Raw genomic sequence first — 26839 nt, 5'->3', positions numbered from 1 at the left:
AATGGGAAATGTATGATGTGGTATAGTTATTGAAAGACTGAGATCGGGAAGAGTAGGCAGCAAGCCCTTCAGAGAGTGGAATTGCAGCGCTGTGAGGTTCCGCAGGAAGCTACTGGCCGAAGTCACCCGGGAGTCGCCTGTTTGAACGGTTCCTCATTTAATTCCTACGGAAGATAAGAGGTTCACGGTAGAATAAGGCCGGTCCGCAACCGTTATCTGCATAAAGTGTCACACCATGTGTAATGGATCAGTGGATACATACACTAGGGGTGAAACAAAGGTGGTACCGCGAGAGAACAGCCTTTCGTCCTTTGAGGATGAAGGGCTTTTTTTATTTGCCAATTGAAAAATCATGGAGGTATCCTGATATGTCAGAACAAGACAACAAGACAACCTTGGAAATGCCAACAACGTACGATCCAAAATCAGCAGAACAAAAATGGTACAAAACGTGGATGGAGAAGGGCTATTTCCGCGCCGGGCAACATCCGGAGGCAGAGCCTTTTACAATCGTTATTCCACCACCGAATGTTACAGGTATGTTGCATATTGGACATGCTCTTGACTTTACTTTGCAGGATATTATTATTCGCGCCAAGCGGATGCAGGGTTATGATGCCTTGTGGCTGCCAGGGGCAGACCATGCGGGTATTGCTACCCAAACAAAGGTAGAGCAAAAGCTGCGTGAAGAAGGCCTGACACGTTATGATTTGGGCCGCGAGAAGTTTTTGGAGAAAGTGTGGGAGTGGAAGGAACTTTATCTGGATAATATCCATAATCAATGGGAAAAGATGGGTTTCTCTCTCGATTATTCTCGTGAGCGTTTTACGCTGGATGAGGGACTGTCCCAAGCGGTACGCGAGGTATTCGTTACACTGTACAAGAAGGGTCTGATTTATCGCGGTAAACGCATCATTAACTGGGACCCCGCTGCACGTACTGCATTATCGGACATTGAGGTGGAATACAAAGAGGTGAACGGAAATCTGTATCACCTGCAATATCCACTGAAAGACGGTAGCGGATTTATTACGGTAGCTACTACACGTCCTGAAACGATGCTGGGCGATACAGCTGTAGCTGTACACCCGGAAGATGAACGCTACAAGCAAATGATTGGCAAAACGCTTGTGCTCCCAATCATCGGACGGGAAATTCCGGTCATTGCGGATGACTACGTTGATAAAGATTTCGGTAGCGGCGCGGTTAAAATTACACCGGCTCACGACCCGAATGACTTTGAAATGGGACAACGTCACCAGCTGCCACAAATTACGGTGATGGACGAAACGGGAACGATGAATGCCGAAGCAGGCAAATATCAGGGCCTTGATCGTAGCGATTGCCGTAAGCAAATCGTCGCTGATCTGAAAGAGCAGGGCGTACTGATTCGTATTGAAGAGCACGTACACCAAGTAGGCCACAGTGAGCGTACAGGTGTAGTTGTAGAACCTTATCTGTCCACACAATGGTTTGTGGAAATGAAGCCTCTGGCAGCTAAAGCGATTGAAGTGCAGAAGGCTGGCAACGGGGTAAACTTTGTACCGGATCGCTTTGAACGTACTTATCTGCATTGGATTGAAAATGTGCGTGACTGGTGTATTTCCCGTCAATTATGGTGGGGACACCGTATTCCGGCTTGGTACGATGAGGAAACCGGAGAAGTTATTGTATCGGCGGAGGACCCTACAACTTTGCCTGAGTACGCTGGCAGAAAGCTAAAACAGGATGAGGATGTGCTGGATACTTGGTTCAGCTCGGCTTTGTGGCCGTTTTCGACACTGGGCTGGCCTGAGCAGACAGAGGACCTCAAACGCTACTATCCGACTAATGTCTTGGTTACAGGCTATGACATTATTTATTTCTGGGTATCGCGTATGATTTTTACCGCGCTGGAGTTTACGGAAGAGATTCCGTTCAAGGACGTACTTATGCACGGGTTGGTTCGTGATGCGGACGGTAGAAAAATGTCCAAATCCCTCGGCAACGGTGTTGATCCGCTCGACGTGATTGACCAATATGGTACCGATGCCATGCGTTATATGATCTCCACCAGTAGCACGCCTGGGCAAGACCTTCGTTTCCGCTGGGAGCGGGTGGAGCAGGCCCGTAACTTTGCCAATAAAATCTGGAATGCGTCACGCTTTGCGCTGATGAATCTGGAAGGCGTCACTTCGGCAGATATAGACATTACTGGTGACTTGAGCACCGCTGATCGTTGGATCCTGCATCGTCTAAACGAAACTTCACGCGACATCACGCGTCTAATAGATGCTTATGAATTTGGCGAGACAGGCCGCCTTCTGTATAACTTTATTTGGGATGATTTGTGCGACTGGTACATTGAGTTTGCGAAGCTTTCCCTATATGGCGACAATGCAGAGGCGAAAAAGAAAACGCAATCCGTACTTGCATATGTATTGGATCGGACGCTGCGCATGATTCATCCGTTCATGCCGTTTATCTCTGAGGAAATATGGCAGCATCTCCCGCATGAGGGAGAAACGATTACACTGGCCGCTTGGCCTGTTTATGATCCGGCTTTTGAGGATAAGGATGCAGTCGCTGAAATGAATTTGCTGATCGACGTAATTCGCGCTGTACGCAATATCCGCGCTGAAGTCAACGTGCCGATGAGTAAGAAAATTGAATTACTCATAAAACCCGGCGATCAAGCCGTTCTCGATATCATTAACCGCAATGGGGAATATGTACGTAGATTCTGTAATACGTCTGAATTCGACGCAGGATTAGAATTCACCGTTCCAGATAAAGCGATGACATCTATAGTTAGCGGCGCAGAGCTATACCTGCCGCTGGCCGGACTGCTTGATATTGCCCAGGAAATTAGCAGACTGGAAAAAGAACTTCAGCATTTGAACAGTGAAGTGGAGCGCGTGGAGAAAAAGTTATCTAACCAAGGCTTTGTGGCGAAGGCACCAGCTAAAGTCATCGAGGAAGAAAAGGCCAAGCAAGCCGATTACTCAGATAAGCGCGCTAAAGTTATCGCACGTATTGAAGAACTCAAGGGATAATTTCACTCACAATAAAATGACCTGAAGGTGAAGAGGATGTCAGATACGATCAGGGGCGGAGATACGGCTCCTTTACAAAGCTATGATGAAGCAGTGGAATGGATTAACGGCTTGATTCCGTTTGGCATCAGACCCGGATTGGAACGAATTGAACAGCTAATGAGTAAGTTGGGTGATCCGCAACGACATCTGAAGTTTGTGCATATTGCGGGAACCAACGGTAAAGGCTCGACTTGTGCCTTTCTGACCTCTGTGCTACTGAAATGTGGGTACGATGTCGGAACTTTTACATCTCCGTACATCACCCGATTTACGAACCGTTTTCAATTCAATGGGACCGATATTCCCGATGAAACGCTGGTTTTGCTTGCCAATCGCTTGTATCCGTTGGTGAAAGAAATCGCAGATAGTGAATTGGGATCACCTACGATGTTTGAGGTATCGACAGCGTTGGCTATTTTATACTATGCTACGGTATCTTTCCCAGATGTTGTGGTATGGGAGACAGGTCTCGGGGGAAGGATGGATGTAACTAATATCGTGAGTCCAATCGTCTCGGTTATTACGAATGTCGGCTATGATCATACGGATATTTTGGGAGATACGCTCGAACAGATTGCAAGGGAAAAGGCTGGTATCATCAAACCGGGTGTACCTGTCGTCAGTTGTGTTTCCCAACCCGAGGCTATTCAGGTCATACGTGAAACGGCGGCAAAGCAAGGAGCTACCTTGTACCTGGCAGGAGAACAGTTTACGTATGAACGGCTAAATGGGGATGAAACAGCTCAGACCTTTTCATTCGCGGGGCCCTTCCGACATATGGAAATTGACATCACGTTGTTAGGCGAGCACCAATGTTCTAATGCGGCAGGAGCTATGATGGCACTTGAGGTCCTACGTCAGTATATGGCTTTTGTGTTGGATGATGCAGAACTGCTGGAGGGCTTTAGGCAAACTGCCTGGGCAGGGCGTCTCGAACAAGTCAGTGCCTCGCCGAGGATTGTCCTTGATGGAGCTCATAATCCAGAAGGAGCACAGACGCTGGCCAAGAGTCTTCCTCAAGTGTATTCGTACAAAAAATTGGTTTTAATGATGGGGATGCTGTCAAACAAGCATCATGAAGCATACTTGCAGCATATACTGCCACTAGTGGATACGCTTATCCTGACCGAGCCCGATTTTCGCCGCAAAATGAATGCCGCTGAATTGGCTCATCTCGTGGAGAAGCTGCGGCCGTCTTATGCCAAAACGGATTTAAAAATAATTGTAGAAGGTGACTGGAAAAAGGCTCTTGGCCTGCTTCAGTCACATACGGAAGCGGAAGATCTGGGGGTGGTGTCCGGCACGCTGTACCTTATTGCGGATGTACGGGCTACCCTTATGTATCAAACCGATTCGGAAAAAGGTTGGTGAAATTTGTTGATTACTTCGGAACATGTTCATTTTATCGGTATCGGCGGATACGGGATGAGCGCGATTGCTCGGGTCATGCTGGAGATGGGTTATACCGTGACTGGCTCAGATGTGGTATCACAGGAGCTGACAGAAAAACTGGCGGCAAAAGGCGCAAAAATATATATTGGACACACGCCTGAGCATATTGCAGGCGCGGATATCGTCGTCTATTCAACAGCATTGTCACGTGACAATGTGGAGCGGGTGGCAGCGGAGGAATTGAATATTCCAACTCTGCACCGTTCGCAGATGCTGGCTCGCTTGCTTAACGAACGTAAGGGAATAGCTGTTGCGGGTGCGCACGGTAAAACGACAACCTCTTCCATGATCGCTCTGGTTATGGAGAGATGTAACGTTGATCCAACGTATATTATTGGCGGCGAAATCACGAATTTGGGAACGAATGCCAAAGCAGGTAAAAGCGAGTTTGTCGTTGCTGAGGCGGATGAGAGTGATGGTTCTTTCCTGCAATATCATCCTTGGCAAGGCATCGTGACCAATATTGAAGCGGATCATTTGGAAAATTACGATGGCGACTTTAATCGTCTGAAAAGTGCCTATGTACAGTTTTTGAGTCAAATTCGACCGGATGGGGCGGCTATTGTATGCGCAGATGATCAGAACATCCGGGAAATGCTGCCTCAACTCCAGACTCGGGTCATTACTTATGGAGTGGAGCATGAAGCGGATTATATGGCGACAGATATCCAATTAGGTGACCGTCGATTAAGCTTCACTATGAGCCGCAAGGGAACAGCACTCGGAACGATCGAACTATCAGTGCCGGGTAAACATAACATGTATAATGCGATGGCGACTGTGATTTCATGTTTGGAAGCAGGGATTCCATTCGATCAAATCGCTGCGACAATTGTGGAATTTCACGGCGCGAAGCGTCGTTTTCAAGTACTAGGTGAAAGCAATGACATACTGATTATTGATGACTATGCGCATCACCCAACAGAGATTGAGGCTACGATTAGCGCAGCGAGAGCGACTGGCAAACGTATTATTGCTGTATTCCAGCCGCAACGCTATAGCCGCACCTTTTTCCTGCTCGATGCGTTCAGCCGCGCGTTTAGCGAGGCTAGTGAAGTCATAATTACCGATATTTATTCACCAGCGGGAGAAAAACAGATTGAAGGCGTGCATTCTTCCAAGCTCGTCGATTTAATCGTCCAAAACAGCAATGCGAATGCAATCTATTTGCCGACCAAAGAAGCTGTGATCGAGGAGTTGAAAGATCGCTTACAGCCGGGTGATCTTGTGCTGACGATGGGAGCGGGAGATATCTGGAAAGCAGGTGACGCGTTAGCGCGCCATCTTCGCGGACAGCAAGTGTAATACGTATAAAAATGAGCCGTTACGCCAATGAATTACATTTATTCGAGGGTATTCCGAACACGACTGTGTTTCGGGATACCCTTTTTTTGTAATGCTGGGGTATATATTCTTAGCTTGACTCATACAACAGACTATGAGGAAGTATGGGACAAGGAGGGAGTGCATCCATGAACAAGACCAAGATGACATTCCGGTTCGACCAACAGTTGCCGGAGACAAGCCGGGAGGATAAGCTACAGGTGCTTCCGTACAAAAACGAGTCGATTACGAACGAACAGCGTGAAAATGATAACTCGCATAAAGGAACGGAACGGAACAGAGGAATGAAGAAAAATACTGTAGCTACGCAAGAATCAGAGATCAACGAGCCTGAGGATCTGAACAAACGCATTTCAAGTCGGCGTTTTGCTCCAACATTAAGAGTACAAGAGGGATGGGAGGACCCCTTTGGTCGTTCGGCGGCTTCCTGGTCAGATGCGGAAGTTCTACCAGATAGCCTGGAAGAGGATGAGGAAGCTTATCATTCTGTCCAAGAGTACAGAAAGCGTCCGCCCCACCCTTCAAGATGGAAACTGGTTGGCTCTGTAGCCAGCGCGCTGGTGACTGGAGGCATGTTTGGATATATTATGTTGTTACTGTTTAACGGAGGAGGCATGGTCCCGGGATCAGATCCTTCAGTAGAGGAGGCTGTACCGGTCTTTAAAGAATCTGTTGGTGTGGATGCAATATCTGCAAAAGAGAATTCTGTCCCTGTCACTGTCATAGAGGCTCAGGTACCTCCACAAACCTACTATTTGCTGCAATATGGGGTTTTCAGCACTCCAGAACGGGCCTTACAAGCAAAAGAAGAACTGTTGAAGGCAGGCATTGCAGCAGGAGGGGATACCGAGGACCAAAACCGGGTATATGCAGGAATATCGCCGGATAGGGAGCAAGCCAAGTTGCTCAGCAATCAGTTGAAAACACAAGGAGTCGATTTGTATGTTCGTGAGCTTGAATTGCCTGGATTCGAAAAAGCAGCTTACGGAGGCGAAGGTGATAAACTCACTAGCTTTTTTCAGTTAAGCAGTTCATTGGTGGGTAAGTTGAGCGGACTTTCCTCAACCTTGCTCGGAGAAGGAGGTCCGAATACGGTGCCAGCCTCCGACATGAAGGAGCTGAACGACCTGCATCAGCAGTGGACACAAAATATCACTGCACTTCCCACTGGGCTTTCGAAGGAAGCGGCTGTCTCCGCAACCTCACTTGAAAAGGCGATGAACAGTGCGATCTCTGCAATTGGGGAATATAACAAGAACACAGCCAAGGAACACATTTGGGAGATTCAATCCTCCATGATGGAATATGTTTTGCGTGAGAGGGAATTTATCCAATTCATAAAACAATAAGCTAACCATATTTTCCGGCAAGGAACTGGAAATAGTTCCCCATGCCGGATTTCTGTTTGTATTGCAGTACAAATCACCGTATAATAATGAAGGTGTCAAAAAATGGCGAGGGAAGATCAGGATGAAAAAAAATGTAGGAATGCTTATACTGTTTTTGTTGCTCGGTTGGCTCTTGGGTGCATGGATTGCCAAAGCCCTTCAATCGATCAAGTTCCTTTCCTTTCTGACCCACCCCACTAGGATATCTTGGTCGCCGAGAGCGGACCTGGATATTATCAGCTACAACATAACGATAAATTTTGAATTGAGCCTGCTTAGTCTGATCGGCATCATTGCCGCGTTCTGGCTGTACCGCAGGCTCTAACTGATGAAAAGGAGCTTCCCTTATGGACGGGAAAATTACGCCCCGCATTATTCTGGCATCGACTTCACCAAGAAGGAAGGAATTACTCGCATTTTTGAGACTCCCCTTTGAGGTGGTGCCGAGTCATGCGGATGAGAGCACGCCTGAGAGCTGGACGCCTCAGCAAATCGTGGAGACCCTTGCGGCACGCAAAGCCGAAGCGGTCGTGAACACCGCCACTCAGTCGAAGGAAGCCGGACTGGTGATTGGTAGTGATACCATTGTCGTGCTGGATGGTTCGGTACTGGGCAAGCCTGCCGACCATGCGGACGCGGTTCGCATGCTGACTGCATTGCAGGGAAGAACACACCGTGTGTACACCGGGGTAGCCTGCATACATACCGGAACCGGCGAAATGCTTGTCAGACATCGCCAAACGGAGGTTACAATGAAGCCTCTGAGTCAAGAGCAAATTGTGGCATACGTGAATACTGGTGAACCGTCTGATAAAGCAGGAGCGTATGGCATTCAAGGCATGGGTGCTACGCTGGTGGAATCTATTCAGGGTTGTTATTTTAACGTCGTAGGATTGCCGCTTTCCTTGCTGTCGGACATGCTGTCCGATTTTGGAGTGAATGTGTTGCGTCCATAAAGGGGATAAACATATGCTGGAGTCGCCAATACTGATGCTTCGCGACCTCCCCCATGAAGAACGACCAAGAGAGCGCATGATGACATATGGGGCGGATGCCTTAAGCAACGCGGAGTTGCTGGCAATATTGCTGCGTACAGGAACGCAAAATGAGTCTTCGGTGCATTTAGCGCAGCGTATTTTGCAGCAGGCAGGAAATTTGCGTCAACTGGTGGATATGAGCTTGAGCGAGTTGACCCAGATTAAGGGCATTGGGGATGCTAAAGCGATACAGCTAAAAGCGGGTATCGAACTGGGGCGTCGATTAGCATTGTCTCGCCATTTGGAGACCCCGGTGATTAGTTGCCCGCGGGATGTGGCAGATCTGCTGTTTGAGCAGCTTCGTTATTTGCAGAAAGAGCATTTTGTATGCTTGTTCCTTAACACTAAAAATCATGTCATTGCTCAGGAAACACTATCTATGGGTAGCCTGAATTCTGCCATCGTGCATCCTCGTGAAGTATTTCGGGCAGCAATCAAATGCAGCAGTGCTTCAATCATTTGCGCTCATAACCATCCGAGCGGTGATCCGAAGCCAAGCCCGGAGGATGTCCAGTTGACTCGCCGCCTGATGGAAGCGGGCAACATCGTGGGTATCGACGTGCTTGATCATATTGTGATCGGGGACGGGACCTTTGTAAGTTTGAAGGAACAAGGTCTAATATAATATAATATTTAAATCAAACATTTAAACACGACCGGATAATCCGGCCTGAATAAACCGTTTATACATGGATAACAGATTTCAGGGAAGAGAAAAGGAGATTACATCATGCTGGGTGGCTTTACAAAAGATTTGGGAATAGACTTGGGGACGGCAAACACGCTTGTATACGTAAGAGGTAAAGGAATTGTGGTTCGTGAACCATCTGTAGTCGCTTTGCGTACAGATACAAAAACCATTGAGGCTGTTGGTGAATCTGCGAAAAAAATGATCGGTCGCACACCGGGAAATATCCGTGCGATTCGTCCGATGAAGGACGGTGTCATTGCTGATTTTGATACGACAGCAACGATGATCAAATATTTTATCCGTCAGGCGCAAGCACAACGCTCTTTGTTTCCGCGCCATCCGAACGTGATGGTTTGTGTGCCTTCAGGCATTACTGCGGTGGAGCAGCGTGCTGTTGAAGATGCGACGAAGCAAGCAGGCGCAAGAGAGGCATATACGATAGAGGAGCCGTTTGCAGCAGCAATTGGCGCTGATCTTCCTGTATGGGAGCCTACAGGCAGTATGGTTGTCGATATCGGTGGAGGTACAACCGAAGTGGCAGTCATTTCCCTGGGCGGGATTGTAACAAGCCGCTCCGTGCGTGTGGCTGGCGATGAAATGGACGAGTCCATCATCCAATACGTGAAGCGCCAATACAATCTGATGATTGGTGAACGGACTTCAGAGCAACTGAAAATGGAAGTTGGTTCAGCTATGCCATTAGAGCAAGTGGAAACCTCAGAAATCCGCGGACGTGATCTGGTAACAGGTTTGCCGAAGACGATTACGATTACTTCTGATGAAATTAGCGAAGCGTTATCGGATACAGTCAATGCAATCGTGGATGCGGTCAAAGTAACACTGGAAAAATGCCCTCCCGAGTTGGCAGCGGACATCATGGATAGAGGAATCGTACTTACTGGTGGTGGAGCACTTCTGCGTAATCTGGACAAGCTGTTGGCAGGTGAAACCGGAATGCCGGTGATCGTAGCGGAAAATCCTCTGGATTGTGTGGCAATCGGTACAGGCAGAGCGCTGGAAAATATTCATTTGTTCAAATCGCGCAGCAGTTCTGCCGTCCGTTCCAAACGTTGAATCGGGGGTGTAGGAACTGTTTAAGCTGTTTGGCAATAAAAGACTATTTGTTCTATTGATCGGAATCGTTCTGTTTATTGCCCTTATGGGGATTACACTTGGACAGAGGAATTCCTTAACCTGGCCCGAGAAGTTCGCCAGAGATTCAATTGGCTTTGTGCAAGGTATCTTTTACAGGCCCGCTTCAGCAATAGCGGGCTTCTTTGAAGATATCGGAAATATGCGCAGCATCTACGAAGAAAATGAACGGTTAAAAATTGCTGTAGCAAAGCTGACTCGTGACCAGATTCAGACCCATAATTATGTTGAAACAAATGCCAGACTGCAGAATGAACTGAAGTTCACCCAAACGCAAAAGGCGAAGAATAATTATGATTATCGTGTTGCTCAAGTGAACAGTGTCAGCAATGATTCCAAAACGCTTGTGATCGATATTGGTGAGAAGGACGGAGCGAAGGTTGGTCAGGAAGTCAGTTCGCTTGAAGGATTTGTAGGAGTCATTAGTCAAACGGGGAATTTTACGTCCACCGTTACACTGTTGACTACATTGGATCCTAAAAATCCGAATTCTTATGCCATTGCAGCGACAGTCTTGGGCAAGGAAAATCAATCGTTTGGTATGATTGAAAGCTATGATCCGGGTACGAACAGATTTCAAATGACTCGCATTGAGGAAAAAGATCCAATCGCAAAGGGTGATCAGATTATTACGTCTGGCGCAGGCGGGAAATTCCGCAAAAACCTAATGATTGGAACGGTAGAGAAGATTCAGGTTGGAGAGTTTGGCAAAACACGGACAGCGATTATTAAACCGGCAGCCAGCTTTGTGGATTGGAAAGAATTGCTCATCCTCTACACTCCTGAGGTACCGGAATAATGAAGATGCGCGGTCAGGTTCTAATACTGCTGCTGTTTGTACTGTTTATAGCTGAAGGGACGATTCTTCCATGGCTTCTTCCGGATAGTTGGCATTCAAGAATGGTTCCGAATTTTGTGTATGTCGTGATCTTGTTTGTGTCTGTGTATTACAGCCGTCATACAGCATTGGTGCTAGGTATTGTTTTTGGACTTATTCATGATGTAGTGTTCTACGGGTTTATCATTGGACCTTATTCTTTTGCAATGGGGTTGTCTGCATACTTATTGGGGCTTGTTTTTACAGCTCGACGTGCGCAGATGCCCATTATGATGGCAGCCGTGTTGATTGGTAGTTTCCTGCTGGATTCTATGCTATTTGCTATTGATCAGCTGTTCCAGCTGAATCATCAGACTTTCAATTGGGCACTTGCTCAGTATATGATTCCTGATTTATTTATCCATTTTCTGTTCGCCCTCATCATTTATGTCCCAGTTCGCAAGCAATTGCAGCGTTTGGGTACCCGTGTGAAAAAGGAAGAGGCTGTCTAGGTCTTTTTACACACATTTTGTCCGGGTTAGCAGGGATTTGACGTCCCGGGGACGAAATGATTGAGATAGGAGGGACAGGCTAATGGCGGTGAAATCGAATCATGTCACGATTAAAGGCATCAAAGATGGCCTGGTATTCCTGCTGGACGATCAATGCGAGTTTGAAGATTTGCTGGGTGAGCTGCGTTTTAAGCTGGAGCACAGTCATCAAAATATTTTAACAGGCCCGATCATTCATGTGGATATTAAGCTGGGAAGCCGAGAAGTGACAGAGGAACAGAAGGAAAGTATTCTGGAGATTTTGAAGCAGAAGGGGAATCTGCTCATCAGGTCTGTAGAATCACCTGGACTGCCTGTGGAAGTGCAGGGAAAGCCCCCTATTCACACGGTGACAGGGATTATCCGTTCTGGTCAAGTGCTTCATCACAATGGGAACCTACTCTTTTTGGGAGATGTAAACCCGGGTGGAATTATAACATGTACTGGTGATATTTATGTCCTCGGCGCTTTGCGAGGCATGGCGCATGCAGGGATGGAGGGAAATAGTGAAGCGATTATTGCGGCTTCCTATTTTGCACCGACACAGCTGCGAATTTCCGAAATGATCAGCCGTCCACCAGACGAATGGGAGACACGTGAATCCGGTATGGAATTTGCGTATCTCAAGGATGGCGCTATGCAAATAGATAAAATGAGCAATATTGTGCGTCTGGGCCGCGATTTTAACGTGTTCAAAGGGGTGTAGCACATGGGAGAGGCTATCGTCGTCACTTCAGGAAAAGGCGGCGTCGGCAAAACGACGACGTCAGCCAATATAGGAACAGCGCTTGCACTGCTCGGCAAAAAGGTATGTTTGGTGGATACGGATATCGGTTTGCGTAATCTAGACGTTGTGATGGGTCTGGAAAACCGGATTATTTACGACCTTGTTGATGTAGCGGAAGGTCGTTGCCGTTTAAATCAGGCACTGGTTAAGGACAAGCGTTTTGAGGAGCTGTATATGCTGCCAGCCGCTCAAACCAAGGACAAGAGTGCTGTTACGCCGGAGCAGGTTAAGGATATTATTTTGGAGCTTAAAAAGGATTTTGAATATATATTGATCGACTGCCCTGCGGGTATTGAACAAGGCTTTAAAAATGCCATTGCCGGAGCGGATCAGGCCATTGTTGTGACCACTCCGGAAAATGCAGCCGTACGGGATGCAGACCGGGTAATTGGTTTACTGGAAAGCTCACATGTGATATCACCCAAGTTGGTGGTTAACCGCATTCGCAATAGCATGGTTAAATCCGGAGATATGCTGGATATTGACGGGATTTTACAAGTGCTTAGCATAGACCTTATTGGGATTGTGCCGGATGATGAAATGGTAATTAAAGCAGCTAATACAGGGGAGCCTACCGTTATGAATCCAGATTCACAGGCCGCGATTGCTTACCGTAACATTGCGAGACGGATTTTGGGCGATACAGTGCCCCTCATGCAGCTGGACCAGAAGAAAAGCGTGATGACACGCTTTAAGAAGTTTTTTGGTATGGGTGGATGAGGAAAACAGGAAGTTATGACTGGTAAATTGCTTCCACACTTCCTACGTGATTTTCCATTGGTTCTAAGGTAGGAGCTGTAGTAGTATTCATTTGTAATACTAGACACTTAAATAAGTAGTAATCTTATTTAAGTGTTTTTGGTTTGTTTTTTAAATTTCCATAATACAGTTTCTCAAAATTTAGGGTCATTACATGAATATCATAAATACAAAACATAACCGGTGCGCTAGCGCCGGTTTTTTTTGATTTTTAGGTGCGTATTCCCGAACCAGACAACATAAGTTGAAGCCCGTCCTCATAAGATGTATCAAACATACCTCGCTGAGGGGGCTGAACAGGATGAATAAAAATTCCGGAATCAAGCAGCGCAGAGAAGAACGTATACAGCAGCTAATCGCGGGAAGCAAAGCGGAGACATATCCCTCTGGCATATATCAGAACAGGCACGGGGATAAAGATATGAAGTCGATGCCTATAGTCAGTGCCAACTCGCCCAGAGACCCAGAAACTGAGTGGAAAAATGAGCGGCAACGCTGGCAGCAATCTTTTGGGACGAATCGTGGTCCGTCTTTTTGGACTTCCTTTTGGCGAAGATCAGTCATAGCAACGGTGTTATTTGGAATGGTATGGGGAATGTTTCGTTGGGATATTCCCTATGCAGTGAATTTGAGAATGTTTATTGCGGATGCCTTGAATAAGGATATGGATTTTGCAGCCGTCGGACAATGGTATGAAACTTATTTTGACGGAGCTCCTTCCTTTTTGCCGATTTTTGGCGAGGAGCATGAAACGCACAAGGTTGCCGCAAGTCGAAAGGGATCTCCACCGATCGAAGGCAACATAACACAGCCTTTTGTACTGAGCCTTAAAGGAGTAGAAATTACGCCGAATGTTACCGACAACGGGGCAATCGCTGTTAAAAGTATAGATGCAGGACGAGTATTAGACATATTAAATCATCCCAAAAGCGGGATTTCGGTTACAGTTCGACACACTGGCGGTATCACAGCAACTTACGGAAGGCTTTCCCGCTCTACCTTAAAAGTGAACGACTGGGTTCAGGAGGGAGATGAGATCGGTGTACTGCCAGCAAGTCACAGTGGCAGCGAGGCGGCAACTTTGTTTTTGGCAGTTCAGAGAGGGGATCAATACATTGACCCGTCGGAAGTGGTAGCCCTTGATTAATGTCCGAGGGGTGACCTTATCATTACATCCACTGTTTGTATTGGTTATGCTGACCTCTATATTAACTGGACATTTTATCGAGATCATAACTTTATTTACATTGGTGTTTATTCATGAGCTAGGTCATGCGACAGCTGCTTCGTTGTTGGGCGCGCGGGTGCTTTCCATACAGATGTTACCCTTTGGAGGAGTGGCGGTCATTGAGGATCAGGGGAAGCTCAATGCGTGGAAGGAGATTGTCATTGCGCTAGCGGGGCCCCTGCAAAACGGAATCATGATCATCATCCTTTTGTGGTTCAGAAATGTGAGTGGGCTGGAGTATGATTATGTAAATTATATAATTCAGGGGAATGCAGTTATTGCACTGTTTAATTTGCTGCCCATTTTACCACTTGATGGTGGGAAAATATTACAGTCATTGATTAGCTTATCTTGTTCTTATCACCGCACATTAGTGTGGACTTTTAGAGCCAGTATCGTAACGAGTCTGCTATTTTGTATGTATGGTATTTCACCGTTGTTAAGGCAAAATGGACCTATGCATTTAAATCTGCTGGCGGTAGGGATTTTTTTGCTTTATTCTAATATTGTGGATTATCGGAATATCCCTTACCGTTTTATACGGTTTTTGCTGGGGAGGGACGAGCTTTTTTACCGCGAAGTAGCTAAGGGGAGTATTGCCTTACCTATTGTATCCCTGCCAGTGAAACATTTGGAGCCTATTTTGCGTCTTTTCAGAAGAGATCGGTATCATATGGTTTATGTTATGAATGAACAGGGACGGATTGTAGCCGTACTGCCGGAGCAACGTCTTATTCGCTCTTATTTTGCGACACGCCCGCCAGATGGTGGAGAACCCAAGCCCAAATAATGTTTTATGAGTTAAGGAAGAGGCTGTATCCAGAGAGGTTGAAAAACCATGAAGCAAATGATTGTACAATGCCAGCAGCAGATGACCCAAATGGCGCTGTTGGAAGAGGGACGATTGGTTGAATATGCGGCTGAATTACCGCGAAAACGGGGAATTCTAGGTTCTTTTTTCAAAGCGAGGGTGGTCAATGTGCTACCAGGTATGCAAGCCGCCTTTGTTGACATTGGACAGCGAAAGAATGCCTTTTTGTATGTAGATGACGTACTTCATGCTCATTTGGACAAGCAGCCGGAGGTAAAGCCATCCATTTCAGAAGTGTTAAAGGTGGGGCAGGAAATTGTAGTGCAGGTATTAAAAGAGGCTGTTGGTAGCAAGGGAGCCAGGGTCACCACTCATTTTTCACTTCCGGGTCGCTGGATCGTATATATGCCCCGTGCTGATTATGTGGCCGTATCCAAGAAGATCGAACGTGAGGGCGAACGTACCCGTTTGAAAGCAATGGGAGAGCAGCTACGCACAAGTGAGGAAGGACTCATAATCCGTACCGTTTCGGAAGACATGAGTATAGAGGCGATTGAAAATGATTTAAATCAACTGCGTAAGCAGTGGGCGGCTATTCAGCGTAAAGCTGGTGAACACTCGGCTCCGTGCGAATTACATCGGGATTTAAGTATCGTTCAGCGATTGATTAGGGATGTGTTTACACCTGAACAGGATGAACTGGTTATTGACAGTGAAGAGCAAGCAAAGGACGCAGAAATAATGCTGCAACAGATTGGTCCTGCGAAAGCTCATGTAAGTATATTTCGTGGTGCAGAAGAAACAATTTTTAAAGCTTATGGCATTCATGAGCAGCTGGAACGCGATTTTGCGCGAAAGGTATGGTTGCAGGGCGGCGGTTATATTGTCATTGATCATACGGAGGCATTAACCGTCATTGATGTGAATACGGGGAAGTTTACGGGAGGCAGTAATCTGGAAGAGACGGTGACCCAGACTAACATTGAAGCAGCCGAAGAGATTGCCCGCCTGGTACGTGTGCGTGATATTGGTGGTATCATCATCATTGATTTTATTGACATGGAACAAGAGGAGAATCGTCGGGAAGTATCCTCTGTGCTGGAAGCAAGATTGAAGAAGGATCGGACCAAATCTTATGTTGTCGGTTGGACGCGGTTAGGTTTGCTGGAAATGACCCGTAAAAAAGTGCGTGAGGAAAAGACGCTCGTGTAGAGCGGTTCGAAACCAAAAATCATTTTAAAACTAAAGGTTGAATGTGTACAAAGCTTGTGCTACAATCATTTAGTATGTGTGATGCGTAAGATTGGCTGCACATGCTGTAACCGCTCCAATCAGGTACTGAAGTACAGTATCCTAAGGGAATCTGTCACCTGCTATTAGGCGAGTCTGAGACATAAGGAGGTGCAAGCAAATGTACGCAATTATCGAAACAGGTGGTAAGCAATACAAAGTTCAAGAGGGCGACGTATTGTTCATCGAGAAGTTGGAAGCTAATGATGGTGAAACTGTAACGTTCGATCGTGTTCTGGCAGTGTCCGGCGACAATGGCTTGACAGCAGGTACACCGCTTCTTTCTGGAGCTTCTGTAACAGCTAAAGTTGAGAAGCATGGTCAAGGTCAAAAGGTCATCGTATACAAATACAAACCTAAAAAGAACTACCATGTGAAGCAAGGTCATCGTCAACCGTACACGAAAGTGACGATTGAAAAAATCCAAGCGTAAGAGGGTGCGATAAGTGATTATCGTGCGTATTACACGACTGGAGGATGGCAGCATACAGGGGTTTTCCGTTAAAGGGCATGCGAATTTCGCTAAATCTGGCGAGGATATCGTATGTGCTGGCGTTTCAGCGGTAACGGTAGGAACTGTCAATTCGATTGGAGCTCTTACGGACGTTGAGATGGAAACGGAAATGGAAAACGGCTTTTTAAGTGCGTATCTTTCTCCTGAAAGTTATCATGATGCGAACGCACAGGTTCAACTGTTGCTGGAGTCCATGGTGATTATGCTGACAAGTATTGCTGAATCATACGGTAAGTATATTCAAATAGAAAATAATCAAAGAAGGAGGTAGACATCATGTTGAAATTGACATTGGATCTTCAATTATTCGCATCGAAAAAAGGTGTAGGTTCCACAAAGAACGGACGTGACAGTAGATCGAAACGTCTTGGAGTGAAACGTGCTGACGGTCAAGCAGTTACCGGCGGTAGCATCCTGGTTCGTCAACGCGGAACGAAAATTCACCCGGGCACGAACGTGGGCATCGGTAAGGACGACACTCTGTTCGCGAAAGTGGACGGCGTTGTGAAGTTCGAACGTTGGGGCCGTGATCGCAAAAAGGTGAGCATCTACCCGATCGACGTTGCTCCAGTAGCAGCTACTGTAGAAGCTTAATAGCGGCTTAGACACGCTGAAAAGCCTCCGGCACTTTTGTCGGAGGCTTTTTTGCATGATGGTAATGAACTGGAAAGTTAGTCTGTGCTATACTGGATTAAGGTTCTTTAATAATCCATTTAATTTCGCAGAACGGAGAGAAGCCATGTTCCAGCGGATAAGAGCGCCTTATCTGGCGTTGGGTTCCATTCTGATTCCTTTGGTTTTTTCACTGCTCTATCCTGAAGTATTAACGATTATCTTATTAGCAGTATGGTCTGTAGTTGCTGCATGCTTTGGTATGTGGTATACGCAAAGACAGGTTGAGTATGAGCGGAAAGCTGCTTTGCGTTCTTTTGAGCGTACAGCGATTTCAATGCTTAACCATCATCGGCATGACTGGATGAATGACTTGCAGGTGCTTTATGGATATATTCGTATGAATAAGCATGATAAATCTGTTGCTTATGTGGAAACAATAAAAGGGCGCGTGGCGGAAGACAGTAAAATATCTAAGTTGGGTATTCCCTCACTGGTGTTTTATTTGCAGTCTTTTCGCGTGAACGCCGGTAATTTACAGTTGTCGGTACAGGTTGAGGAACAGTTAAAGTTAGACGCTGTCATGTCTCCCGAAGACGGCGAGTCGCTTGCCTCGGCCGTCATAGAAACGGTGCGTGCGTATCAATATGGCGGGGGCCGGTCGTCCTGGGGAGAAGTGCGCAGATTGACACTTTTTTTCGGTATGGATCAGAATGATGTTATCGTCCGTTTTGAAGGAAGTGACATACCTGCGGATTTGAATATCCTAAAGCGGGTCAGATCCGTACTCGGAAGTGAACGCATTCGAACAGAGAAGCTCCCTACGGGCGAAATGTTTCAAATTCGGATGCAGTGCCAGACATAAGGAAGGTGTAACCATGTTTGTAGATAAAGCGAAGATTTTTGTTAAAGGCGGTGACGGTGGGGACGGATTAATTGCGTTTCGCCGTGAGAAATACGTTCCTGAAGGTGGCCCAGGTGGTGGTGACGGAGGGAACGGTGGAGACGTAATTTTCCGTGTAGATGAGGGTTTGCGTACCTTGATGGATTTTCGGTACCAACGTCATTTTAAAGCCCAACGTGGAGTGAAAGGTCGTAACAAAAGCCAACACGGAGCCAATGCGGAGCACATGATCGTACGTATACCACCGGGAACGGTCATCATAGATGATGATACTGGTGAAGTAGTAGCAGATATGACACGTCATGGTCAACAAGTCGTCGTAGCTAAAGGAGGACGCGGAGGACGCGGGAACATCCGTTTTGCTACACCGAATAATCCAGCGCCTGAGTTGGCTGAGAACGGCGCAGAGGGACAAGAACGTTATATCACGCTTGAGTTAAAAGTAATGGCTGACGTAGGTTTGGTCGGGTTCCCTAGTGTAGGGAAGTCTACCTTGTTGTCGGTTGTATCTTCCGCAAAACCGAAAATTGGGGCATACCACTTTACAACGATTACTCCGAATTTGGGCGTTGTGGATGTGGGTGATCATCGTAACTTTGTGATGGCGGATTTGCCTGGTTTGATTGAAGGAGCTCATGAAGGTATTGGGCTGGGACATGAATTTCTGCGGCACATTGAGCGGACGCGTATTATTATCCATGTCGTGGATATGGCGGGCTCCGAAGGACGTGATCCGTTTGAAGATTGGACTAAAATTAACGACGAATTGAAGCAATATAATGCAACATTGGCTGAGCGTCCACAAATTGTGGCGGCCAATAAAATGGATATGCCGGAGGCGGAAGAAAACCTGACTCACTTCAAAGAGCAGATTGCTTCTATACGTCCTGATCTTGAAATCATGCCTATTTCCTCACTGACACGTCAAGGTGTGAAGGAACTGCTCTACCGGGCTGCTGATTTGCTGGATCAAATACCGGACGAGCCGGTTGTTGAGGAAGTAGCAGAAGTCAATGAACGTAAGGTATTTAAGCTGGATACAGCAGAAGACGATGGCTTTACAATTGTACGTGAAAACGATACATTCGTGGTGCAGAGTCCTAAAATTGAGCGCATGATGAAGCGAATGCAGTTGAACTCGCATGATGCCATTTTAAAATTAGCAAGAACGTTACGCCATATGGGTGTGGATGCTGAGTTACGCAAGCGTGGCGCCAAAGATGGTACATCTGTACGCATTGCTGATTTCGAGTTCGAATTTGTTGAAGGCAGCAGCTACTACTAAATTTTAAATAAAGGTCTAAAACCTGAACGGTTACTGTACTATAGGAAACTCTATAGAAGGCAGTAGCCGTTTTTTGCATTGTTTGCTTGCCGATTTTCAAGAGTTTCGTTATAATGTCCTCTATACAAAAACATAAGTCTTTGAGGAGAGGACGTTCTTGAAAGAGCGCTATTACTTGGTACGGGAAGATATTTTGCCTGAAGCAATTGTTAAGACCATACAGGTAAAACTGCTGCTGGCTTCAGGAGATGTTAAAACCGTGCATGATGCCGTGGAGCAAGTTGGGCTAAGCCGAAGCGCCTTTTATAAATATAAGGATGGCATACATTTGGTTAACCAGCTGGAGCGTGAGCGAATTGTCAATATCTCTATTGATTTAGAGCATCAATCTGGAATGTTGTCCAGGGTGCTTGGCAGAGTGGCTGATTTCGGAGGCAATGTGCTGACGATCCAGCAAAGTATTCCACTGCAAGGCAGAGCCAACGTAGTCATCTCCGTAGAAATGTCCAGACTCAGTGAAGAGTTGGGTGTTCTACTGGAGGGCTTGGAAGATATCTCTGGAGTTAAACGTGTTCGCCTGATTGGGCAAGGTTAAGGCAATTCAGTTCATTAGACATAAGTTCGCGGGAGGGGAATGGATGAAACCGGTCAAAGTAGGATTGTTAGGTTTGGGGACGGTTGGAACGGGAGTCGTTCGAATCGTAGAAGGCAATCAGGAAGACTTGAGCAGACAAGTCGGTTCACCGATCATCATTGAAAAAATAGCTGTAAAAAACATAGAAAAATATCGTTCCATTGAAGTGGAGACAGCCAAGCTTACTGAGGACCCATGGGAAGTTATTCGGGACCCTGAAATTGATGTAATTATTGAAGTCATGGGCGGCGTTGATCAGACGAAGGAGTACATTCTTGAAGCGCTGGAGCGGGGAAAACACATCGTAACAGCAAATAAGGACTTAATGGCTTTGCACGGTTCTGAAGTATTAGCAAAGGCGCAGGAAAAGCAGTGTGATATTTTTTATGAAGCTAGTGTAGCAGGTGGTATCCCGATCATTCGTACATTAATTGAAGGCTTCTCCTCCGATCGCATTACCCGCATTATGGGGATTGTGAACGGTACGACAAACTTTATTTTAACAAAAATGAGTCAGGAAGGGGCCTCGTACGAGGAAGTTCTCAAGGAAGCGCAGGAGCTTGGGTATGCTGAATCGGATCCGACCTCAGACGTGGAAGGACTGGATGCAGCTCGTAAAATGGCAATTCTCGGCACGCTTGGTTTCCGCTCTAATGTAGAGCTCAAGGATGTAAGTGTCAGCGGCATTTCAAAGGTAACCAGTGAAGATATTGCTTTTGCTAAAAAACTAGGATATGAAATGAAATTGCTCGGGATTGCAGAGCGCCAAGGTGATGAATTTACGATTAACGTTCAGCCGACTATGGTACGCAAGCAGCATCCATTGGCTTCGGTGAACGGGGTATTCAATGCGGTGTATGTGCATGGTGAAGCAGTGGGTGAAACCATGTTTTATGGTGCAGGTGCAGGTGAAATGCCGACGGCAACATCGGTTGTAGCCGATTTAGTAGCTGTAGTGAAAAATCTCAAACTTGGTGTCAATGGGCTTAAAGCCATCGTTCCTTACAATCCCAAAAAAATTAGTAACGATGAAGATGTGTATTTCAAAAACTTCGTGCTTCTGCATGTGGATGATAAAGCAGGGGTGTTGGCACGGATTACGCAAGTATTTGCTGAATTTGATGTCAGTCTGGCATCTGTTGTGCAGCAACCGAATGAGGTTAACCCCGATGCTGAAATTATTATCGTGACTCATTTAGCCAGTAAAGCGAGTATGAAAAAGGTTTTGGAGCATTTTGAAACTTTGGACGTCATCCGTCGCATCAAGAGCGTATATCGAGTAGAGGGATAGTCAATAAAAGCAGGAGGAATTGTCTGTATGACCGTTTTAAAAACAGCAAGAGTGCGTGTGCCTGCGAGTACGGCCAACTTGGGTCCCGGCTTTGATACATTGGGCATGGCATTGTCCTTATATGCATGGATTGAAATGAAAAAGGCCGAACAGACGGCTTTTCATTTATACGGAAATGAAATGAATGGTGTTCCCCAAGATAAAACTAATCTGATTTTCAAGGTAGCACAAATGGTTTTTCGGGAAGCAGGTGTATCTGTTCCTGAGCTCGATATTTCGATGTACTCGGATATTCCACTTACTCGTGGTTTGGGCAGTAGTGCTTCTGCCATTGTAGGCGCCTTGGTCGCTGCCAATACGTTGATTGGCTCACCTCTGCCGGATTCCAAACTGTTCGATATGGCAAGCGCCATTGAAAAACATCCGGATAATGTTGGAGCTTCCCTGTTTGGTGGTATTATTACAGCGATGTGGGATGGCGAGAATGCTAGGCATTTACGACTTGAACCGGATGTTAATCTGGAGGTTATGGTAGTTATTCCAGATTTTCAGCTATCCACGTCGAAAGCCAGAGAGGTTCTACCCGCGCATGTATCATTGAAGGATGCCGTATATAATATAAGTCATGCTTCCATGCTAGTAGCAGCATTGGCGTCGGGAAGAACCGATTTAATTGCCCAAGCGATGCGTGATCAGCTTCATCAGCCTTACCGTGCGGCGCTTGTGCCGGGTATGACAGAGATCCTGCAGGATGCGCACCATTATGGTGCCTTGGGTGTGGCTCTCAGTGGGGCTGGACCGACGCTGCTGGCATTGACGGATCAACGGGTGAATCGGAAAGCGGAGCTGGAGCAGTATTTAACGGATACCATGAACAAAGAGGGGATCACTGCTTCTGTTTTAAAATTGCGCCCTGAGAGTGAAGGAGTTAAAGTATATACAGAAGGGAATACACTCCCTTTTATGGATATGATTAAAGGGGAACTTACGATATGAAACGAATTGCACTTCTTCCTGAGGGGACCGTTTCTCATGAAGCGATTAAGTATTTGTTAGGAGATACGCCCCATGAATTACTGTTTTACAAGCATATTGCGGAAGTATTTCAGGCAGTAGACAAGGGACAGGCAGACTATAGTGTAATTCCCATTGAAAATACGATTGATGGCTCTGTAAGTTTGCATATGGACTGGCTTGTACATGAAGTAGACATTCAAATGCAGGCGGAATGGGTATATCCTTCAATTCAAAATCTTATTGGACATCGTAGTGAGTTTACGAAGGATTTGGACAAGCTGGATTTGAGCAAAGTGGTCAAAATTATGTCTCATCCTGTAGCGCTTCCCCAGTGTAAAGAATTCATACAGGCTTCCGCTCCTCAGGCCGAGCTGGAGGGTGCAGGAAGTACGGCAGAAGCCGTCGAAATTGTTAAACATAACCCCGGTAAAGGCTGGACCGCTCTCGGAACCAAGCTCGCGGCTGCCAAACACGGATTGGATATTTTGGCCAGCAAAGTAACGGATCACGATAACAACTTTACCCGCTTTGTCTTGATCGGCCATCAACCTATAAGTCTCCCGGGTACACCTGAAGGTCAGCGAACCAGTATTTTGGTCACGCCACCGCAGGATTTCCCGGGAGCGCTGCATCAGGTTTTATCCGCATTTGCATGGCGCAGGTTAAATCTGTCCCGTATTGAATCGCGTCCGACCAAAAAGCAATTGGGGAATTATTATTTTTACATTGAAGTTTTGGAATCTCTGCATTCCGTTCTGCTTCCGGCAGCCTTTGCAGAGATTGAGGCTTTGGGATGCCATGTACGTATTCTTGGCTCTTATCCAAGTTACAAGTATGTTGAAGCAGCGATCGAACCTATTTTAAAGGAACATTAATCGGAGGTGTGGTTTTAATGGCAGAACAATGGATCTATCTGGATGGGCAGCATGTGACTAAGGAAAACGCAAAGGTTTCCGTATATGATCATGGATTCTTGTACGGAGACGGTATATTTGAGGGCATTCGTATCTATAACGGGAATATTTTTAAATGTAAGGAGCACTTGGAGCGTCTGTATGATTCTGCGAAATCCATTCAGTTAAACATTCCGTTGTCTCCTGATGAGATGTTGGAAGCAATGGCTGAAACGATTCGTCTTAACGAAATGCGTAACGGATATATCCGTCTGATTGTATCCCGAGGTGCAGGAAATCTAGGTTTAGATCCTCTTCGTTGTGCGAAGGCGAGTGTCATCATTATCGTGGAACAGCTCGCCATTTACCCGGAAGAAGCTTACTTGACTGGCCTGAAGACAATTTCTGTCTCTCAGCGTCGCAACATCCCAGATGCTTTGAATCCGAAGATTAAATCATTGAACTATCTCAACAATATCCTCGTGAAGATCCAGTCTAACTATGCTGGTGTAGGTGAGGCTATTATGCTCAATTCCCAAGGGTATGTGACAGAAGGCTCTGCGGACAACATTTTCATTGTCAAAAATGGAGTGTTATATACACCTCCTTGCTATTTGGGAGCGCTTGAAGGGATTACTCGTAATGCTATTATCGATTTGTGTACTAAGCTTGGATACCCCCTTAAGGAACAACCTTTTACACTGCATGATGTATATGTTGCGGACGAGGTGTTTTTTACAGGAACTGCGGCAGAAGTTATTGCAGCTTATGAAGTGGATGGTCGTACGATCGGCTCCGGTGTTGCTGGCCCAGTGACTTTGGAGCTCCTGGCTGAGTTCCGGAAGATCGTGGATAAGGATGGCTACAAAGTGTGGCAGGACTAAAATAAAACCGAATCCTTTTAGCTGAATGCTCGTGAGAGTATTCGGTTGAGAGGATTTTTTTGTTTGTATGGGGTCATTCGCCCGGGAGGTGCATAGGATGTAATAACAGAAGCCGGGCGTTTATCCCGCCCGAACGAAAGTCTAGGAGGTTTGTGACCTGTGAAAATACACATCGTCAAAAAAGGTGACACTCTGTACTTGCTGGCACAGAAGTATAATGTGACGCTGGAGAAAGTTATTGCCGCCAATCCCCAATTGGCAGACCCTAATCAGTTGAGCATCGGCGAGAAAATTAAAATTCCAACAGACCCTGTTACGATGGAAACACAGCCGTCAACGGTATATCAACACAAGGTTAAGCAAGGAGATTCATTGTGGAAGTTGTCCAAGGCGTGGAATGTACCGCTTAAGCTAATTATTGATGCCAATTCCCAGCTTAAAAACCCGAACGCACTTCTGGTTGGAGAAACAGTTAATATTCCACACTACAAAGAAGAGGCGTCTGATTTTACTGAGAATAAAAAAAATACCGCAGTCAAAGAAGAGATGACACAGCCTAAACCTGAATCCCCAACCAAGCAAGAACTTACCCAGCCCAAGGCGGAGTTGACGCAGCCTAAGCAGGAGAATATGCCTAGCCCTAAAGAAGAGATGACACAGCCAAAAGAAACAGTGAATCCTCCTAAGCTTCCTGAATTAAAACTGCCTGAAGTTCCTATGGCACCCGTAAATCCTGCTCCACCTCAAATGCAGCCCATAGTTACTCCACCTGCTCCACCTCAAATGCAGCCCATAGTTACTCCACCTGCTCCACCTCAAATGCAACCTATAGTTACCCAACCGATTGCATCTAAGCCACAGCTTCCTACAACTGTTGTGAAGCAACCTGTAGCTGAAAAATTTTGCGGCTGCACAAAATCGGAGCCGATGGTGAATTCCGAGTGGTCGACACAACAGCCGACATTTGATTATAGCCCACAAATAAATGCAATGCCGAACTCGTGGTATCCGGGGATTGGGTCTCCACAAACTTTGGGGAATGCGCCTATAAATACCTCCTTAGCAGAATATGCCTCTCCTACTGTAGTTTCTGATCAGGGCTATCATCATGAATGTGAGCATCCATGGTGCTGGGGGCCTGTGCAGACATCACCCATAAATGCCCATCCAACACCTTATCCTGCCTATTCAGATTGCTGCGCCCCCGGATATTATCCGAGTCATGAGGCGTCTGAAAATGCATCCTACCCTGTCTATCCTCCATTTATCAATCAAGGGCATCCACAGCAGTATCCAGAGAGTGCAGTCCAGGGCAGTCAATGGAGCCAGGCATGGGGAGGACCTCAATATGGTTTGCCTGCGGGTGGAAACGTGTCCGACTATAGCCAGCTACAAGGACAACAATCTGCGAATTCCCCTTATCATCCGTTTGCGCATGGGAATGCACCTATGTATCCATTAGAGGGATATACAACCCCCTATATGTTTATGCCAGACTGTGGGTGCCGGGAAGAGAACGTCCAGTCGGCACCAGCAATTCCAGGAACGCAGGAGATGGGTAACAATCTGACTATTGCATCCCAAAATGAAGTTGTTTCTTCTTCTAAACCAAAGGATCGTAGCGTGCGTAAAGGTAAATCAAAAGACGGTTCTGGCAGTACATCCAAAGAAGAGACGTCCAAAGCAAAGGTTTCCAGTAAAAATGCTAGCAATAAGAAGCAAAAATCCCATAATTCAAGTGGAGGAGAACCCCGTTCCTCATCCTATAATGCTCGTTCGCGTAAAAATCCATGGATTAAGGACTGACGTGGCTAAATGTAAAAAGAGAGGGACATTCTAGTAGTGCCCCAGTTTTACTATTCATTAAGAGAAAGAAATGAATGTTAAAGAGACTGTTATTTTGCTTGTGGGAATAATGGTCTCTTTATTTAAATGCAGTGATTTAAAGATGAGAAAAGAATTTTAAAGAAAGGTGTTGCTATTTAGCGTATTTATGTGGTATATTCTTATAGCTGTCTTTTACAAGATAGTCAGCAACACGAAAACAAAGCAGAATTGTTTAAAAAAATTCTCTTGAAAAAAAGTGTTGCAAAGACGTAGAAAACATGATATATTATTTAAGTCGCCGCTGAGATGCGGTGGTGAAACAAAGTGAGACAAAATGCAGGTTTGATCTTTGAAAACTGAACAACGAGTGAGTAAAACGATTTTGTTCGCAAAATCAAACAAGAGATATTTTTATCTCGTCAGTTTCAAAATGAGCTTATCGCTCTTTCTATAAACCAGCTTCGGTTGGTCTTTAATGGAGAGTTTGATCCTGGCTCAGGACGAACGCTGGCGGCGTGCCTAATACATGCAAGTCGAGCGGGGTTGTTTAGAAGCTTGCTTCTAAACAACCTAGCGGCGGACGGGTGAGTAACA

General features: G+C 46.2%; 26 protein-coding genes, 1 rRNA gene and 1 other annotated feature (1 of these 28 cut by a window edge). All 27 genes read left to right on the top strand.

What is annotated here, in order from left to right; genetic code table 11:
- Nucleotides 1-368: 368 nt before the first annotated feature.
- Nucleotides 369-3035 (top strand): valine--tRNA ligase, encoded by a 2667-nt coding sequence (locus JOE49_RS25340; RefSeq protein WP_023989958.1) that lies wholly within the window; start codon nt 369-371, stop codon nt 3033-3035.
- 36 nt (nt 3036-3071) lie between these two features.
- Nucleotides 3072-4448 carry a bifunctional folylpolyglutamate synthase/dihydrofolate synthase gene (locus JOE49_RS25335; RefSeq protein WP_068941681.1) on the top strand — a complete coding sequence of 459 codons (1377 nt, stop codon included), beginning with the start codon at nt 3072-3074 and terminating at the stop codon, nt 4446-4448.
- Between the two features lie 6 nt (nt 4449-4454).
- A complete protein-coding gene (gene murC / locus JOE49_RS25330; RefSeq protein WP_209943711.1) occupies nt 4455-5834 on the top strand; it encodes a UDP-N-acetylmuramate--L-alanine ligase in 1380 nt (459 codons plus the stop codon).
- Nucleotides 5835-6001: 167 nt separating this feature from the next.
- Nucleotides 6002-7222, top strand: a complete 1221-nt coding sequence (locus JOE49_RS25325; protein WP_209943405.1) for an SPOR domain-containing protein — start codon at nt 6002-6004, stop codon at nt 7220-7222.
- 121 nt (nt 7223-7343) lie between these two features.
- Nucleotides 7344-7586, top strand: coding sequence for a DUF4321 domain-containing protein (locus JOE49_RS25320; RefSeq protein WP_023989955.1), 243 nt, complete (start codon nt 7344-7346; stop codon nt 7584-7586).
- 22 nt (nt 7587-7608) lie between these two features.
- A complete protein-coding gene (locus JOE49_RS25315) occupies nt 7609-8217 on the top strand; it encodes a Maf family protein (protein WP_061828812.1) in 609 nt (202 codons plus the stop codon).
- Between the two features lie 13 nt (nt 8218-8230).
- Nucleotides 8231-8923: a RadC family protein gene (gene radC, locus JOE49_RS25310; RefSeq protein ID WP_025722728.1), complete on the top strand. Its 693-nt coding sequence runs from the start codon at nt 8231-8233 to the stop codon at nt 8921-8923.
- Nucleotides 8924-9028: 105 nt separating this feature from the next.
- On the top strand, nt 9029-10063 hold the full coding sequence (locus JOE49_RS25305; protein WP_013311600.1) for a rod shape-determining protein: 1035 nt from the start codon (nt 9029-9031) through the stop codon (nt 10061-10063).
- 55 nt (nt 10064-10118) lie between these two features.
- On the top strand, nt 10119-10940 hold the full coding sequence (gene mreC, locus JOE49_RS25300) for a rod shape-determining protein MreC (RefSeq protein ID WP_023989952.1): 822 nt from the start codon (nt 10119-10121) through the stop codon (nt 10938-10940).
- Nucleotides 10940-11470, top strand: coding sequence for a rod shape-determining protein MreD (mreD, locus tag JOE49_RS25295; protein ID WP_023989951.1), 531 nt, complete (start codon nt 10940-10942; stop codon nt 11468-11470). Before mreC ends, mreD begins: the two co-directional genes overlap by 1 nt.
- Nucleotides 11471-11552: 82 nt before the next feature.
- The gene (gene minC / locus JOE49_RS25290) at nt 11553-12215 is read left to right on the top strand and encodes a septum site-determining protein MinC (protein ID WP_013311597.1); all 663 of its coding nucleotides are present in this window, start codon (nt 11553-11555) and stop codon (nt 12213-12215) included.
- 3 nt (nt 12216-12218) lie between these two features.
- Nucleotides 12219-13016 carry a septum site-determining protein MinD gene (gene minD, locus JOE49_RS25285; protein WP_013311596.1) on the top strand — a complete coding sequence of 266 codons (798 nt, stop codon included), beginning with the start codon at nt 12219-12221 and terminating at the stop codon, nt 13014-13016.
- 340 nt (nt 13017-13356) lie between these two features.
- Nucleotides 13357-14202, top strand: coding sequence for a peptidoglycan DD-metalloendopeptidase family protein (locus JOE49_RS25280; protein WP_160789656.1), 846 nt, complete (start codon nt 13357-13359; stop codon nt 14200-14202).
- Nucleotides 14195-15073, top strand: a complete 879-nt coding sequence (locus JOE49_RS25275) for a M50 family metallopeptidase (protein WP_023989949.1) — start codon at nt 14195-14197, stop codon at nt 15071-15073. Before JOE49_RS25280 ends, JOE49_RS25275 begins: the two co-directional genes overlap by 8 nt.
- 48 nt (nt 15074-15121) lie before the next feature.
- Nucleotides 15122-16306 (top strand): Rne/Rng family ribonuclease, encoded by a 1185-nt coding sequence (locus tag JOE49_RS25270; RefSeq protein WP_023989948.1) that lies wholly within the window; start codon nt 15122-15124, stop codon nt 16304-16306.
- A 98-nt stretch (nt 16307-16404) separates the two neighbouring features.
- Nucleotides 16405-16492: a sequence feature (ribosomal protein L21 leader region), on the top strand.
- A gap of 13 nt (nt 16493-16505) precedes the next feature.
- Nucleotides 16506-16817 (top strand): 50S ribosomal protein L21, encoded by a 312-nt coding sequence (rplU, locus tag JOE49_RS25265; RefSeq protein WP_013311592.1) that lies wholly within the window; start codon nt 16506-16508, stop codon nt 16815-16817.
- A 13-nt stretch (nt 16818-16830) separates the two neighbouring features.
- A complete protein-coding gene (locus JOE49_RS25260; protein ID WP_013311591.1) occupies nt 16831-17169 on the top strand; it encodes a ribosomal-processing cysteine protease Prp in 339 nt (112 codons plus the stop codon).
- A 5-nt stretch (nt 17170-17174) separates the two neighbouring features.
- A complete protein-coding gene (gene rpmA / locus JOE49_RS25255; protein WP_013311590.1) occupies nt 17175-17492 on the top strand; it encodes a 50S ribosomal protein L27 in 318 nt (105 codons plus the stop codon).
- A 145-nt stretch (nt 17493-17637) separates the two neighbouring features.
- Nucleotides 17638-18375, top strand: a complete 738-nt coding sequence (locus JOE49_RS25250) for a Spo0B domain-containing protein (RefSeq protein WP_053326604.1) — start codon at nt 17638-17640, stop codon at nt 18373-18375.
- A 13-nt stretch (nt 18376-18388) separates the two neighbouring features.
- Nucleotides 18389-19699, top strand: a complete 1311-nt coding sequence (obgE, locus tag JOE49_RS25245) for a GTPase ObgE (RefSeq protein WP_023989945.1) — start codon at nt 18389-18391, stop codon at nt 19697-19699.
- A gap of 157 nt (nt 19700-19856) precedes the next feature.
- Nucleotides 19857-20294 (top strand): ACT domain-containing protein, encoded by a 438-nt coding sequence (locus JOE49_RS25240; RefSeq protein WP_013311587.1) that lies wholly within the window; start codon nt 19857-19859, stop codon nt 20292-20294.
- Nucleotides 20295-20337: 43 nt separating this feature from the next.
- Nucleotides 20338-21624 carry a homoserine dehydrogenase gene (locus JOE49_RS25235; RefSeq protein ID WP_023989944.1) on the top strand — a complete coding sequence of 429 codons (1287 nt, stop codon included), beginning with the start codon at nt 20338-20340 and terminating at the stop codon, nt 21622-21624.
- Nucleotides 21625-21651: 27 nt separating this feature from the next.
- Nucleotides 21652-22620, top strand: a complete 969-nt coding sequence (gene thrB, locus JOE49_RS25230) for a homoserine kinase (RefSeq protein ID WP_209943403.1) — start codon at nt 21652-21654, stop codon at nt 22618-22620.
- The gene (gene pheA, locus JOE49_RS25225) at nt 22617-23516 is read left to right on the top strand and encodes a prephenate dehydratase (RefSeq protein ID WP_209943401.1); all 900 of its coding nucleotides are present in this window, start codon (nt 22617-22619) and stop codon (nt 23514-23516) included. Before thrB ends, pheA begins: the two co-directional genes overlap by 4 nt.
- Nucleotides 23517-23533: 17 nt before the next feature.
- Nucleotides 23534-24418: a branched-chain-amino-acid transaminase gene (gene ilvE / locus JOE49_RS25220; protein ID WP_023989941.1), complete on the top strand. Its 885-nt coding sequence runs from the start codon at nt 23534-23536 to the stop codon at nt 24416-24418.
- A gap of 159 nt (nt 24419-24577) precedes the next feature.
- Nucleotides 24578-26224 (top strand): LysM peptidoglycan-binding domain-containing protein, encoded by a 1647-nt coding sequence (locus tag JOE49_RS25215; RefSeq protein WP_209943399.1) that lies wholly within the window; start codon nt 24578-24580, stop codon nt 26222-26224.
- A gap of 493 nt (nt 26225-26717) precedes the next feature.
- Nucleotides 26718-26839 (top strand): 16S ribosomal RNA (locus tag JOE49_RS25210) (it continues 1434 nt past the right edge of the window).

It is taken from the genome of Paenibacillus sp. PvR133, from assembly GCF_017833155.1.
Lineage (GTDB): Bacteria > Bacillota > Bacilli > Paenibacillales > Paenibacillaceae > Paenibacillus > Paenibacillus polymyxa_B.
The sequence above is the reverse complement of the archived record's forward strand: the minus strand, read 5'-3'. Positions and strand labels throughout refer to the sequence as shown.

What these genes read in the sequence shown, in the direction of transcription:
- JOE49_RS25340 (WP_023989958.1), top strand. Translation starts at nt 369, where the DNA reads ATGTCAGAACAAGACAACAAGACAACCTTGGAAATGCCAACAACGTAC.
- JOE49_RS25335 (WP_068941681.1), top strand. Translation starts at nt 3,072, where the DNA reads ATGTCAGATACGATCAGGGGCGGAGATACGGCTCCTTTACAAAGCTAT.
- JOE49_RS25325 (WP_209943405.1), top strand. Translation starts at nt 6,002, where the DNA reads ATGAACAAGACCAAGATGACATTCCGGTTCGACCAACAGTTGCCGGAG.
- JOE49_RS25320 (WP_023989955.1), top strand. Translation starts at nt 7,344, where the DNA reads ATGAAAAAAAATGTAGGAATGCTTATACTGTTTTTGTTGCTCGGTTGG.
- JOE49_RS25315 (WP_061828812.1), top strand. Translation starts at nt 7,609, where the DNA reads ATGGACGGGAAAATTACGCCCCGCATTATTCTGGCATCGACTTCACCA.
- radC (WP_025722728.1), top strand. Translation starts at nt 8,231, where the DNA reads ATGCTGGAGTCGCCAATACTGATGCTTCGCGACCTCCCCCATGAAGAA.
- JOE49_RS25305 (WP_013311600.1), top strand. Translation starts at nt 9,029, where the DNA reads ATGCTGGGTGGCTTTACAAAAGATTTGGGAATAGACTTGGGGACGGCA.
- mreD (WP_023989951.1), top strand. Translation starts at nt 10,940, where the DNA reads ATGAAGATGCGCGGTCAGGTTCTAATACTGCTGCTGTTTGTACTGTTT.
- minC (WP_013311597.1), top strand. Translation starts at nt 11,553, where the DNA reads ATGGCGGTGAAATCGAATCATGTCACGATTAAAGGCATCAAAGATGGC.
- minD (WP_013311596.1), top strand. Translation starts at nt 12,219, where the DNA reads ATGGGAGAGGCTATCGTCGTCACTTCAGGAAAAGGCGGCGTCGGCAAA.
- JOE49_RS25280 (WP_160789656.1), top strand. Translation starts at nt 13,357, where the DNA reads ATGAATAAAAATTCCGGAATCAAGCAGCGCAGAGAAGAACGTATACAG.
- JOE49_RS25270 (WP_023989948.1), top strand. Translation starts at nt 15,122, where the DNA reads ATGAAGCAAATGATTGTACAATGCCAGCAGCAGATGACCCAAATGGCG.
- rplU (WP_013311592.1), top strand. Translation starts at nt 16,506, where the DNA reads ATGTACGCAATTATCGAAACAGGTGGTAAGCAATACAAAGTTCAAGAG.
- rpmA (WP_013311590.1), top strand. Translation starts at nt 17,175, where the DNA reads ATGTTGAAATTGACATTGGATCTTCAATTATTCGCATCGAAAAAAGGT.
- JOE49_RS25250 (WP_053326604.1), top strand. Translation starts at nt 17,638, where the DNA reads ATGTTCCAGCGGATAAGAGCGCCTTATCTGGCGTTGGGTTCCATTCTG.
- obgE (WP_023989945.1), top strand. Translation starts at nt 18,389, where the DNA reads ATGTTTGTAGATAAAGCGAAGATTTTTGTTAAAGGCGGTGACGGTGGG.
- JOE49_RS25235 (WP_023989944.1), top strand. Translation starts at nt 20,338, where the DNA reads ATGAAACCGGTCAAAGTAGGATTGTTAGGTTTGGGGACGGTTGGAACG.
- thrB (WP_209943403.1), top strand. Translation starts at nt 21,652, where the DNA reads ATGACCGTTTTAAAAACAGCAAGAGTGCGTGTGCCTGCGAGTACGGCC.
- pheA (WP_209943401.1), top strand. Translation starts at nt 22,617, where the DNA reads ATGAAACGAATTGCACTTCTTCCTGAGGGGACCGTTTCTCATGAAGCG.
- ilvE (WP_023989941.1), top strand. Translation starts at nt 23,534, where the DNA reads ATGGCAGAACAATGGATCTATCTGGATGGGCAGCATGTGACTAAGGAA.